Annotated in this window: 5 protein-coding genes and 1 pseudogene; all 6 read right to left on the bottom strand. The window is 73.6% G+C overall.

Going from position 1 to position 13,261, the window contains the following annotated elements; genetic code table 11:
• Positions 1–129: 129 nt before the first annotated feature.
• Positions 130–282 (bottom strand): annotated as a pseudogene (locus SM418_RS17215) (transposase); the annotation flags it as partial.
• An 82-nt stretch (positions 283–364) separates the two neighbouring features.
• On the bottom strand, positions 365–847 hold the full coding sequence (locus SM418_RS17210; protein WP_371941827.1) for a DUF6221 family protein: 483 nt from the start codon (positions 845–847) through the stop codon (positions 365–367).
• 1,198 nt (positions 848–2,045) lie between these two features.
• Complete coding sequence (locus SM418_RS17205) at positions 2,046–3,845, bottom strand: hypothetical protein (protein WP_371941826.1); 1,800 nt, start codon at positions 3,843–3,845, stop codon at positions 2,046–2,048.
• The gene (locus SM418_RS17200) at positions 3,838–9,042 is read right to left on the bottom strand and encodes a hypothetical protein (RefSeq protein WP_371941825.1); all 5,205 of its coding nucleotides are present in this window, start codon (positions 9,040–9,042) and stop codon (positions 3,838–3,840) included. The genes SM418_RS17205 and SM418_RS17200 overlap by 8 nt, the downstream gene beginning before the upstream one ends.
• Entirely contained in the window at positions 9,039–12,116 is a 3,078-nt protein-coding gene (locus SM418_RS17195) for a hypothetical protein (RefSeq protein ID WP_371941823.1), read from the bottom strand. Before SM418_RS17195 ends, SM418_RS17200 begins: the two co-directional genes overlap by 4 nt.
• The gene (locus tag SM418_RS17190; protein WP_371941822.1) at positions 12,113–13,261 is read right to left on the bottom strand and encodes a Kelch repeat-containing protein; all 1,149 of its coding nucleotides are present in this window, start codon (positions 13,259–13,261) and stop codon (positions 12,113–12,115) included. Before SM418_RS17190 ends, SM418_RS17195 begins: the two co-directional genes overlap by 4 nt.

Here is a 13,261-nt window from a genome sequence, read left to right as displayed (position 1 = left end):
CACAGCCCGGCCCATCGGCTCGACTGGTCCCAATGGCGACGCCGTCACCAGGCCCGATCCCAGGCCAGCCACTACCACCGACAAGCCACTCAAGCATGAAGATCACGATCTACAACTGGAGTACTAGGCGCAGCCGGTGCGCACCAAGTACAACGCCGCGTCCACGATCTCGCGCCGAGAACGCTGCCTCCTGCCGGCACTGCCGGCAGGAGGCAGCAGCGGCTCCACCAGCGCCCACTCATTGGGGCTCAGGTCCAAGGGGTATACAAGACGTCCAGCAATCGCCACACCCTGGGAGATCAACTTCTCAAACACACACTCAGGGTTGGGCAAGCGAAAAACCATCACCAAGTATCGGTGACGGTTAACTCTCGTCGCGTTTCATGCCCGCACCGTACGGGAGAGCCGCTAGCCGCAACGCCGCTGACCACGCGTTCAGGCGGCCCAACGCTTCAGCGCGCCTTTGGCGTGCGGTCGGTGTCCCCTCACCGTTGCCCCACTTCTCCCATTCCGCGCGGGCGTCCTCGTACTCCCTAACGATCTTCCTCTTGGCCTCGACCTCTGCCAAAGCTCGCGCCGGGTCATGCCAGGCGATGAAGGTAGCGACCGCAGGATCATCCGAGCCAGCGTGCGCCGGAATGTCAGCGACGACATGAGCGGAACCTGCGACCCGAGCCCTGTAGCTGCCGCCGCCACGGACAGCGCTACCCGACCATTCCGCGCCTCGCGCGTCGGCCGCTACGTGCGCAATCCGCTCGACCTCATCAAGGCGAGCGGACAGGAACTTGACGATGTCGTCCGAAAGTTGTCCCACGCGTTCATTGTCCCAGAACGCGGCGACTTGCACATGTTGATCGATACCGCAGCGTACGCTCGCGTCTCGCCCTCCACCAACGTTACGCCCGAAACGTACACCTCGTACGGCAGGGGCGGGTCACCCACCCGATACGCCCCCGCCCCGCAGGTTTGTCGGGGTTGAACTTCAACGTCGGGTCGGGGCCGGCACCGCCTTGCTCGCGGTCTGCGGCAGCGAGCCGCTCGCCCGTCAGCTTCACCCACCCGTGGATCGCGGCCGGGGCACCGACGTTCACCCGGTCGAAGAGGAAGTCAACATCGTGTTCCTGTTCTTCACGCGCGAGCGGGGTGGCCCGCGGGCGGGGTCGCTGCCGTCCGGGCCGATGCCACTCTCCCCGCGCAAGCGGGAGTGGTCCCCGGGGACGGCCGTGGTCGCCTTGCTGGTTGTGTTCTCCCCGACGCGAGCGGGGGGTGTCGTCACGGGGACATGACAAATAGCATGTTGCATCACGGGCTCCATCGACACGCGGGACGAGCACCCACGCGCCCGATCAAGGTCGGGCACCGATCTTGATCGCAGTCGGACCGAGGAAGCCATGGGGAGCCGATCGGGGAGCCACCGTGGTCGGCCCCATCTGGACCCGCCACGACTTCCCCGGACGTTTTCGCAGGTGAGAGGCTCCCCGATCGACTTCCCTCGACTTTGATCGACTGGTCTTCTGTGCCTGGGGGTCAAGAGGTCCCCCGGTCACATCCAGCGGAACGGTGCATCAGTTGACCTCCCGCTTTATCCGCGGCTGGGCGGACTGGGGGCGTGAGTGAGCAGGGTGCGCGGGTAGTGGGGGCGGCACAGCCGCCATCCTGATCCGCGCAGCCTCGATCCGATCGGCTCGAATAGGGCGGCGTGGGCTCAGAGTCCGCGCCACCCCGAAGGTCGGCTGAGCCTCCACTCAAGATCAGCGTTCGGGCTTGCCGTGACTCCCGGGGGCCCGGACGTGGTGCCGGACACCCTGGAGAGCCCCCACCTTCGCGGCGACGGCATCGATCGGCGGCCTTTGCACGGGCCTGTGCGCACCACCAGGTGCCGCTCAGCGCCAGCTCCGGCAACGACCTCGGCTCCATCGACATTCCGACCCACTCCACGACCAGGGGCGGGCAGAACCGGCCGCCCCATGATCAGCCCGCCTCGGAACGCGGCAACGGCCCGCTTCGCCGAACAGCCGCCAGGTTCGCGCAGGTGCTGTGGGACCTCAGGCCGGCGGCGTTTCGGTCAGCAGGTCGAAGGAAAGACCGCTGGAGCGTCCGCCGCGGCCGGTGTCGCGGCGCACGGTGAGCCATACGACGACCTGGCCCGTGCGGGTGCGGGTGCGGTTGTACGCGGCGGTCAGGCGGGTGCCCGTGAGCGGTACCTCCTCCTCGTTGACGAAGTACGACTGGCCGGCGTCGTAGCCCTCGCGCAGCAAGGCGGTGCGCGGCGGGATCGCCTGGGTGGCGTCGACCTCGCTCGGCATCGCGGCGCGCTGCAACTGCACGCTGCGGTCGTCGCCGGGGACGTGGACCGGGATGAACGGAATCCAGTTCTCCGGCACGGAGCTCATCACCTGATAGGCGACCGGGGCGCGCGGATCGCCCGGCGGCGTGGGCGGGTGCAGTCGGCGGCGGAACGCGAGCGTCTCGGCGGCCGCCTCCGCGCCGGGCCGGCCCTCGCCGGTGGCCATCCGCACGGTCTGCTCGATGCCCCACACCATGTTGGCGTTCTCATCCCGCACCAGCGCGACCTCTTCCAGCCCTGGGCCGTTCGCCACCTTCGGCGTGCCGGGCGGCAGGAGCAGCCCCGCCGTGTCGCCCAGGGTGAACATGGACCAGCTCTGCCAGTCGTGCGCGGCGCCCGTTCCGGCCGGGGTGATCCAGCGCCGTGCGCCGAACACGTCGGTCACCGCGAGCCCCTGCACCGCCGCGAACGTGCCGGCCAGCACGTCGCACGGCAGCAGGTACCAGTCGTTGCTGTACACGAGCGCGAACTCGAGGAAGATCAGCCGGGCCAGGTCGGTGCTGTCCGGTGACACGGCGGCGAAGTTGGTGCTGCCGTCCTCGACCGCCCACCAGCGCGGCAGCGGCATGCCGGTGAACTTCGCCGACGTGGGGAACACCGTACGGTTCAGCGGGGCAGGCGCGGTTCCGGCGCCGCCGAGGGTGTCGCCGGGGGACCCCGAGAACGCGTGCCAGTCCAGCTCGCCGCCCGGGTACTCCGGGGCGGACAGCACCGTCTCGCCGCCGGGCGTCGCCGTGGCGACGGAGAAGCGGTGCTCCAGCCGGCGCGGGTCCCACGCGGTCGCAGCGGTGGGCTGGTCGATGAGCTGGTCGAACCAGGCGGTCAGGCGGGGGCCGAGGGCGTTGACGGCGTCGCGGTCCTGCTTGCGCAGCCCGGTGACGCCGTCGGAGGCCAGCCCACCGCCCTTGATGTGCTGGTACAGCAGGTAGCCGTCCATCCGCCGGCCCGCCATCGCCTGCATGCCCGCCCAGACCTCCGGGTGCGCGACGCGCTGGCCGTCGGCCTCGGCGTCGGGGTCCGGGGCGGCGATGGGATAGAGGGTGACGTACTGTTCGGCAGGGTCGTGCCCGGGCGGGATCGAGGCGCGGGCCACGAGCTTCAGCCAGCGGCGGCCCAGCGACAGCCGCAGGTCGAACGCGATCGGCTCGGTGCCGAACGCGAACGGCAGCGGGCGCCGTTCCACCACCGTCTCCAGCGGGCGGCCGGCGGGAAGCGGGCCCGCCGGGGCCGCCGGGTCGGCGTCCGGGCGAAACCGGGTGAGCGGACTGGCGACGACCGAGTACGTGGCCGTCACCGGCGAGCCGCCGTCGGTGGCGCGGAACTCGCCGAGCTGCCACTGCCGGGCCAGCAGCCACAGCGGGTCACGGACCTCGGCCCGCAGCGCGCGAGCGAAGTCGGTGGTGCGGGGACGTCCCTCAAGGCGGTTCCACAGGCCCACCGTGGGGAAGTCGCGACGGGCCAGTGCCGCCGGGAGGTCGGCGATTCGGGGCTCACTCATGGTCGGCCTTCCACCTTGCGTTGGCGACGGCGAGGTCGGTGCTGATGGTGATCGGCTGGCGGGTCGCGGACAGGACGGTCGCGGGCAGCAGTTGCGCGTACCCGGTTCCGTCGAGCTGCGCCGGCTCCACCAGTCGCGTGCGGGCCAGGTCGAACGTCTCGGTGACCGCCGCGACGAGGTCGTCCATCCCCCACGATCCGGTACGGACCGGCGGGACGACCAGCAGCATGCTCTGCGGCGGCTCGGAGTCCGGGCTGTCGGCGTGCACCGCGATCCCGGTCGTCTCCCGGTCGGTGGGGAGCACCTCGCTCCACTCGTCGAACAGCAGACCGCACGCGGGACCGGCGCCGCGGGGCGGGTCGTCGGCGTACTGCGCGGTGAACAGCAGCCGGTCCTGGTCGATCGTGGCGCCGCTCGCGAGTTCCATGGCCAGCCAGTGGTCATTGGCCGTGAACGGTAGCTGGATCGGCCGCAGTTTCGGCTCCGTGCCGTCGATGTCGCCGACGTCGCCGGTGTTGCGGAGCGCGTCGCTGAACAGCGTCACCCGCTCCCACAGGCGGGGCATCTCCCGGACCCGCGCGATGCCGTGCAGCCAGTCGTCGACCGGGAAGTCACGAGAGATCGGCGCCCGCGTGAGGTGCCGGACCAGGTCGTCGCCGGCGTCGAACGCGTCGCGCAGGCCACCGGCGAGATCGGCGGGCAGCGTGTACTCCGGTACCACGAGCGCGTCCGGGCCGAGCAGCGCGCGCAGCGCGTCGGTCGTCGCCTTCGCGCGGTCCGGGGCCGTGACGGCGTTGTCGGCGTCCGTCAGCGCGGCCGCGGCAGCGGCGGCTCGGCCGGTGATCTCGGTTTGCAGCGCCCGCGTCCGGGACAGCAGCTCCGCGCCGTACGCGACCACCCTGTCCAGCACGGGGGTCAGGTCCAGGCCCACCGGATCGATGCCGGTCAGCGGCAGCAGGTCGAGGACCTTGGCCAGCAGGCCGCTCAGCGTCTTCTGGCCCGTCCGGGCGACGCCCTCCAGGTCGTCCTGGCGCCCGGCGAACGTGTCGCGGAGGTGGCCGATGGCGTTGCGGAACCGGTCCGGCCGGTCCGGCGGGGCGGGGTCCGGCGTGGTCGTGAGCAGCGGCTCCACCTCGTGCAGCCGGCGGAACCGCTCGTCGTTCGGGGTGTTCTTCGGCAGGGCGTCGTAGGCGGCCAGCAGCGCTTCCGCCCGGGCGAGGGTCCGCGCCATCCGGGCCGCGGCGGCGGCCGCGCCGGCCAGCACCTCGGAGAACACGCCGCGGCGCCAGGCGGTCAGCTCGCCCCAGCCGCTGCGCACCATGCCGAACCCGGCGGCCGTGGTCACCAGTTGGGCGTAGCGGGTCAGCAGCGTGTCGATGCCGTCGACGATGTCGTCGCGCCGCGGCGGCGCCGGGTCCGGCGGGTACAGCCGGGTGAGGTCGGCCAGGAGGTCGGCTACGTCGCCGCCGAGCTCGGTGAGCGAGTCGCGGACCGCGACCGGCCGTTGCCGGGACACCGTCACCGCGTCGTCGAGCGTCCGGTCGAGGGCGACCGGACCGGACGCGGGCAGCAGGTCGGTCGGCTTCAGTGGCCGCCCCGTGGTCAGCAGTGTGCGCAGCGCGGTGATCAGCGGGGACAGCTCGAAGAACGTGACCTTGCCTTCGATGCGGTCGGTGTAGCGGATGGTCAGCTCGGTGTCCGGGCGCGGGTCGTCCCGGTCCACGACGACGCCGATGATCCGGTCGTCCAGGTCGGTCATCGCGGCCTCCCCGGCCGGCCGCACCGCCCACAGCAGGTCGACCGGTGCCAGGCCGGCGTCGTCCTGGGTGACCACGCGGTCGCGGGCGTGGCCGTCGACCGGGTCGGTCCAGGTGACGAGCGCGGCGACCGACCGGGCCGGCGGCAGTACGCTCTGCAGCCAGTCGTCGACGGCCGGCTCGGCCTGTCCGCGGGGGGCGTCCCCGTTGCCCGGGTGCAGCCCGGTCCGCAGGCGCAGTCCGAGCCGGTGGGTGAGAGTGGTGCCGCTGCGCGGCGACTGGACCACCGCGGGGTCGGGCGGCAGCCCCTCCTTGGCGTACGCGTCGAGGGTCGCGGTGGCGCGCTCGGGGTTGCCGGCCAGTGCCTGGTGCGTGGCCTCGGCGACGGCGAGGTCGGCGACCGCGTCGTTGGCGTCGAGCAGCCGGTCGGCCTCCTCGCTGATCGCCGCGGTCTGCGCCGGGTCGGCCTGGGGCAGCCCCTCGATGTCGAACGGGTACGTCCGCGACCCGCTGCCGCGGGTCAGGTGGCGGGCCAGGGCGAGTCCGTCGATCACGTTGCTCGCCTCGACCTGCCCGATCTCGTCCGGATCCGCGTCCGCGGTCTGCGGGATCCGCCCCGCCCGCAGCGGGAATCGCAGCCGGAGCGCCCTGATGAACCGGTCCACCTCGGCCTGGCCGTGGCGGTCGTGCAGGCCGCGCTCGAACCGGTAGCCGAGCAGCGCGCCGAGCGACTGGCCGCGCTGCATGCCGTCGAGGACGGACAGGGCGAGCCGGACGCGCTCGGAGCTGAGGTTCACCGCGAAGGTGCCCGGGTTGTTCGGGGCGGCGTTGGCGACGTACCCGGCCCGGAGTACGGCCGCCGTACGGGCGTGGCCGAGCGAGGGCGCTTGCACGAAGCCCTCGTTGTCCGGATCGTGCAGCAGCGGCTCGCCACCGGCGAACACCGTCGCGAGCGGGCCCGTGAGCGTGACGGGCTCCAGGTTCGCGGTGTGCGGCCGCACGTTCTCCAGGAACCCGTACGCCCCCAGGTGCAGGCCGGGCTTGGCGGTGCCGTCGGGGCCGAAGCGCAACTCGGTGAGCCGCTCGGTGGCCAGGCCGAGCCGCCACGCGTCCAGCCGGTGGGTGGCCAGGTCGAGGTGCTCGGCGAGCACCCGTTCCAGGCGGGCGGTCGGCAGGGTCGCCAGGACGTCCAGCGCGTGCGCCTGGTCGGCGAGCGCCACCGTCGGGCCGGGCTGGTTCAGCACGGACGGGATGAAACCGACCAGCAGTTGGTCGGGGTTCCCGGTGACCGCCGGAGCCGGCGAGTACAGCAGCCGGAACCGGCTCTCGCTGGACGCGTCCTCCCCGGGGCCGGGCAGGTGCACGTGGATGAACGGCGAGTCGACCGGCGGCCCGGCGGGCTGGCCGGCGGCGGTCGTGAGCGCGCGGGCCGCGTCGTCCCAGCCGAGCAGGATCGCGTGCCGCAGCAGCAGGTACAGCAGCGTCGCCGGGCGGGCGCCCTCGGCGAAGCCCGACTCCAGCCGGATGCCGTTCAGGTCGGTGCGGGCCAGCGCGGCCAGCCAGGTCAGGTAGTCGCGACCGTCGGTCGTGTAGGGCCGGATGCGGTCGGTCTCGGACAGCGGGCGGTCGTCGACCAGCGGCGCCAGCAGCGGTTGCTGGAAGCCGGCGAACAGCCGGCGCAGCAGATCCGGGTCCCGGCCGGGGCCGGTGTCCGCCCCGAACCGGCTGAGCAGGGCCCGTACCGGGGCGGCCAGCCCTAGCTGGTCCACCGTGGACAGGGCGGTGCCGCCCAGCCCGGCGAGGTTCTCCCGGTTGAACAGGTCCTCCAGGCTCTGCGCGTACCGCTGGTGGTACTCGGTCGACGTCGGGTGCAGCGCGACCAGGTCGAGCAGTTGCTGGTGGGCGTCGCTCGCGCCGTCGCCGAGGTGCGGCACCTGCGCGGCGGCCGCCGCCCAGTCCTTGCCCGCCTCGGTCAGCACCCGGTTGAGCGCCGTGCGGTGCGGCGCCGAGTCCGGGTACGTGAGCCGGGAGAACGCGGTGGTGGGCAGGATCCCATACGGCTGCCGCCCGATCCGCATCACCGGTAGCGGGCCGCGGCCGGAGACGTACCGAAGGAAGAAGTCGCGGGTCTCGACGATGGCGTCCGGGCCGAGCAGTGGGTGCAGCGCCGTCTGGAGGAAGTAGCCCCACGTCGCCGGCCACAGCGCGGTGTTCGCCGCGCGGGCGTCCCGCTGGTCGGTGCCGTCCGCGTTCGGCATGCCGGTCAGCACACCGGGGTCGAGGCCGAGCAGGTCGGCGAACTGCCGGCCGTCGGTCCGGGTCGCCCAGTCCGCCGCCGTCGTCGCGGCGGCGGCACCGCCGACCGTGCGCAGCGCCGCGGCCGCCTCGTCCTCGGCGTCCTGGCCGGCCGGCAGGGTCTCGGTGTTGTTGGTCGGCGTTCCCTGCGGCAGCAGGGCGAATCCGTCCGGGCCGCGAAGGTGGCGGTTGATCAGGCTGGTCAGGTCCGCCGCGGTCTGCGCGGGCGCCGCCTGCTCGCGCAGGCCGAGGACGACGAGTCGTTCCAGCCCGCCGCGGATCCCGTCGGTGAGCGGGATCCGTACGCCCATTCCGACGGCGACGGCCCGGTCGAAGTCGACGAGCCAGCGCAGGTCGTCCGGCACGTGCAGGGCGCCGGTCTGCTCGTTGACGGAGATCTGGTCGCCGGCGGCCGGGTCCGGGCTCACCGCGAGCGTGGCCGGCACCGCCTCGCCGGCCACCGACACCACCTCCTGTCCGCCGTTGAACCCGAGGACCTGGAAGCGGTCCGGCAGCAGGCGCGCCCGGGCGCCCTGCGTCCAGGCGTCCGCCGCCGTGCTGCCCGCGGCGGGCGCCGGCAGCACCAGGAACGCGACCACCACGTCGTCCGTCGCGGTCGTCAGCGCGCCGTCCACGCCGAACGGGCGGTGGGCGCGGATGGCCTTCGCCTGGGTGGCGCCGACCGCGGCGACGAGCGCGGCGTCGGCCTGCCGTAACCGCGACCGGTCGCCGTGCGCCCGCCACACCGCGGTCCAGTAGCTGACCGACGGCTGGCGGTCGTTCGCGGCCGGCGGCGCGGCGGTGCGGACGACCAGCACCACGGCGCCGTCCGCCACTCCGGCCGGCTCCTCGCTCGGGTTGGCCGGGGTGCGGCCGCGCAGCAGCCACGCCGCCCGCCCAGGCGGTATCCGCGTGGCCAGTTCCTGCCACGCGGCCTGGAGCGCCGCGGCGCGTCCGCCGGCCGCCCAGCGGGCGGTCCAGTACGCGTCGATCGCGGTGATCTCGGCGTCGGTGGGCTTGGGCTCGAACTTGTCCACAGCCCACTCGTCCGGGAACATTCGGACCAGCAGTTCGGTCGAGGTGAACCGGGTCTCGACCCGCACCGGTGCGAGCAGCACCGGGAACGCGTCGCTGAGGGTGGTCATCGCGGAACCATCTCCTGGGCATGCACGGCGACCATGACGGGCACCTGGAGCAACATGTAGGCGAGGTCGGCGGAACCCAGGCCGCTGAACCACAGCGGCAGGTTCTCGTCCTCGGTGTGCTGGTCGAGCTTCTCGGCGTCGTCGGATCCGTCCAGACCGGCCAGCGGTACGGTCACGGCAGGGTCGAGCGTGACGAACCCGCGGCCGGCGGGGTCGACGTCGCTCCACGTCAGGTCGTTCCACACCTCGATGGGCCCGGCCGGCCGGCCGGGATCCCGGTCGTCCAGGCCGAACCTCGGGTCGCCGGGCCGCTCCTTCAGGACGAAGAACCAGCCGGGGTCGTCCGGCCCGCCGACCGCCTGGTCGGCGGTGAGGGCGAACCCGATCAGGTAGATGTCCGGGTCCACCTTGGACTCAAAACGGGGGAGCTGGATCTGGTCGGTCGTCGGCGGGCCCGTGATGGTGACCAGGCGGCGCGGCTGGGACTTGTCGGGCAGGCCGTCCGGGCCGGGCGGCCACTCGGCCCGATGCGCGTAGACCGCGGTCGTCGGGTACTTCTTGAGCAGCTCGCCGCGGACCACGAGGACGATCCCGTCGTGCGGGTTGGCGTTCTCCCCCAGCCGGGCGTCCGGCGACCAGAGGTGGATCGGCGGAATGTCGTAGCCGCGCTCCCGGCGCTCGGCGGGCGACACCCCCGGCTCCGGCAGTGCGGTGACCGGGTCCCAGAACTGGCGGAACGGGGTGCCGCGCTGGTCGGTCGGGAATTCCCTCCACAGCATCTCGCGGGCCATCTCGTGGTTGAGCCCCACCATGTACGACTCGATGAACTCGGGGTTGTTCTCCAGAAGCGTCAGAGAGTTCGGCGGCAGCAGGTTCAGGTTCGGTACGAACGCGTCGACCGAGAGGTCGAGCAGCGACTGGAACGTCGGTATGTCGAACACCGGATACGCCATGGCCTCGGTGAACGCGGCCGCGAACGATCGCAGGCGCTCCGGCAGGCTGACGGCGCCCTCCAGCAGCGCGCGCGGCACGGTCGTGTCGGAGCGCAGGCCGGTGAGCGTGGCCGTGGTCGTGGTGATCAGGTCGAGCGCGGGCGGCTGCGGGGTCTGGCCGACCGCCACACCGGCGTCGATCCCCTGGTGCAGCTCGCGGAGCGCACTCTTGAACCGGATCGCCTCGGCGCTGTCGGTGGTGCCGGTGTGCGGGGTGACCGGATCGTCGAGCGCGCGGAGCACGAAGTCGGGGCTGTGCGCGAGGACGTCGACCGGGTCCGTCCCCGGCGGCCGGCCCGGGTGCAGTGCGGCCTCGACGTCGGCGGGGGTGACCAGCGCGCCCGGGGTGATCTTGACCGGGGCGGCGACGACCGGGTCGACCGGGGCGTCCATGCGGAACAGGAGGGCGTCCGCCCGCGGGCCCTCCGCGAAGTCCAGCGAGCGGATGAGCCGCGACCCGGGCCGGATGATCCGCCGCATGGCGGGCGACACGGGCGCGGCCGCGACCCGGCTGCCGGCCACGTGGAACCCGACGGACACCTCGCTGTCCGCGGCGGCCACCAGCGAAGGCGTCGTCGCGGTGGTGACGACCCGGGAGTGGGCCGGGGCGGTGAGGGTCAGCGCGCGGCCCGAGGGCGCGGCCGCCGCCGCGGTCTGCGCCGTGCCGGCGGGCACATCGAGGTGCCGGGTCTGCAGCACCTGGCCGACCTCGCGGGCGAGCTGGGCCGCGCGGATCCGGCCGTTGGCCACCACCACATCGCCCACCTGCGCCCACGCGGCCGCCATCAGCTCCTCGTCGTGGTCCTTCACCACCTGCGCGCCGAGGTTGGCCGCGACGCGGAACCGCGGATCCAGGTTCAGCCGGTGCACCCAGTCGTGGCTCTCGGCCGCGGACACCGGAGTGCCGTCCCGCTCGGTCAGCAGGCGCGAGGTGAGCGCGTGCCACCGGCCGTACAGCGGGGGCGTGACGATCGGGTCCGCCGACGTCTGGTGCTGGAAGTCGTCCGCCAGATTGATCACCTTGGCCAGCGCCTGTTCGAACGGGTGGGGGTAGAGCGGGTCCGGCGACGGCGGGTCGGCGAAGTGGTCCCAGTTGTCCGCCGGGTCGACGGTCTCCGGCACCCGTAAGGCGCCGCCGAGCGGCAGCACGCCGCCCTGGTCGGGGATGCCGGGCAGGTCGAGGCCGGGCGAGCCGTGCACGTCGAACTCCCGGCGGCCCACCCGCGCGTCGGCGCGCTGTGCCTGGAGCTGCCGCACCAGGAACTCGAAGTCGCCGGCCGTGCCGGTGCGGAACGCCCAGCGGGTGTAGTACGGCACGCGGTTTCCGACCGGGCGGTTCGCATACGGCGGGCCCCAGGCCGAGTACATGCCGCTGGGCGCGCCGGCCGGGTCGAGGCCGAGGCCTGCCAGCCGCCCGGTCTCGAAGGCCGGCACCAGGAACGCCTCGTACGCGGTCTCCGGTTCCAGGTGCCGCGGGCAGATCAGCCGGCAGCAGGCGCTGTCCGGGTCGCCGGTCAGCAGGGCGTCCAGCGCGGCGAGCGCGCCGGCCGTGCTGTCGGTGGCCACCGGGTCGGCGAGCGAGCCGTTCACGTGCACGTGCGCCCAGGCGCCGAGCTGGTCCGGCGGCGGCAGTGTGCCGCCCGGGTCGGTGACGTCGATGGCTGGCAGCGGGGCCGTGCCGGGCGCGTCGGTGAACTCGGTGCCGGCCGCCAGCACCACCAGGGCGACCCACGGGGTGAGGCGCGCGGTCGCGGGCCCGGACGGGGCGGGGCTGTAGCGCCAGGCGAAGCCCTCGTCGGCGAACTCGATGTGTGCGAGGAAGTTCGGCTCGACGTTGGCCGTGCCCGGCCGCGGCTCGGTCCGCGAGATCGCCCGCGGGTCCACGCCGACCACGTCGCCCGGCCCGTACAACTGCACGGTGCGCCCGGCGTCGTGGATGATCGTGCCGCCGTCGAGCGCGTCGCCGGACACGTTGAGCGGGACCGGGACACTGGCCCGGGCCGCGGGACCTGGGTCCGCGGTGATCCGGGTGTTGATCCCGGTCCGCAGCCACGGCAGGAAGCTGTACGCGTTGGTGGTCACGGGGTCTCCCCGAACACCTCGGAGGCAGGGGTCAGTTCGAGGCCGGCCGGGTCGGCCGCGGCCAGCCCGGACCGGGCGACGCCGCCGGCGACCAGCACCCGGCCGTCGGACAGCGCGATGGCCGCATACGACCAGCGCCCCGTCGCGAGGCCCGGCACCGGCGCCCAGGTGTTGCCCGCGACGTCGTAGGCCAGCGCGCTGCGGAAGCCGGACTCGTCGCGGTCGCCCGCCGCGCCCCCGGCCACCAGGACCTGGGCACCGGGCAGCAGGAGTGCGCGGTGCAGCGCCCGGCCGGACGGCATCGCGGTCTTCGCCGTCCACTTGCCGGCGTCCAGGTCGAACACCTCGACCGTACGCTGGCTGAACGGGTCGTACGGGGCGGTGCCCGGCGAGCCGGGCGCGGTGCCGCCCGTGACGAGGACCCTGGTGTCCGACAACCGGGTCGCACGGTGGTGCCGGCGTCCAGTGATCAGGCTGCCGGTCGGCGTCCACGCGTCGTGCGCCTGGTCGTACAGCTCGCAGAACGCGAGCGCCGGGTCGTCGGGGGCGCCGACCGGTGCGACGCCGCCGACGACCAGGACCGCCCCGTCGCGGAGCGGTACCGCCGTGTGGGCGGTGCGCGCGTCGTTCATGACGCCGGCGGACCGCCACGTGCCCTTGCCGGGGTCGAACCGCTCGGCCGACCGCAGCGCGATCGTGCCGCCCGAGGGGCGCGCCGCGCTGCCCCCGGCGACGACGACGCTCCCGTCGTCCAGCAGCGTCGCGCTGTGCCCCCAGCGGGCGGTGGTGAGCGGGCCGGTCGCGGTCCAGTGCCCGTTCGCGGGGTCGTACAGCTCGGCGGTCGGCAGCCCGGTGGTGCCGTTCAGCCCGCCGACGGCGAGGACGCGCCCGTCCGCCAGGCGGGTGAGCGAGTGCAGCCGCCGCGGTGTGCCCATCGGGTCGGCCGGGTCCCAGTGGTCACGGTCCGGGTCGAACAGGGCCGCGCCGGCGAGTGAGCCGGACGCCGCGTCGGCGCCGCCGGCCACCAGCACGGCGCCGCCGTCGAGTAGGACCGGCCCGTCGTGCTGGCCGTACCAGGCGGCCGGGGTGGGCAGGTCGCCGGCGGTCTTCCAGGTGCCGGTCGGTGCCGCGGTGGATGTGGACAT

This window comes from Actinomadura chokoriensis (assembly GCF_041463665.1).
Taxonomy (GTDB): domain Bacteria; phylum Actinomycetota; class Actinomycetes; order Streptosporangiales; family Streptosporangiaceae; genus Spirillospora; species Spirillospora chokoriensis_A.
Note: the sequence above shows the minus strand (reverse complement) of the source record. Positions and strands in the feature narration are given on the sequence as shown.

Coding starts and splice junctions, on each gene's coding strand:
- SM418_RS17205 (WP_371941826.1), bottom strand. CDS start 3,845: ATGAGTGAGCCCCGAATCGCCGACCTCCCGGCGGCACTGGCCCGTCGC.
- SM418_RS17200 (WP_371941825.1), bottom strand. CDS start 9,042: ATGACCACCCTCAGCGACGCGTTCCCGGTGCTGCTCGCACCGGTGCGG.
- SM418_RS17190 (WP_371941822.1), bottom strand. CDS start 13,261: ATGTCCACATCCACCGCGGCACCGACCGGCACCTGGAAGACCGCCGGC.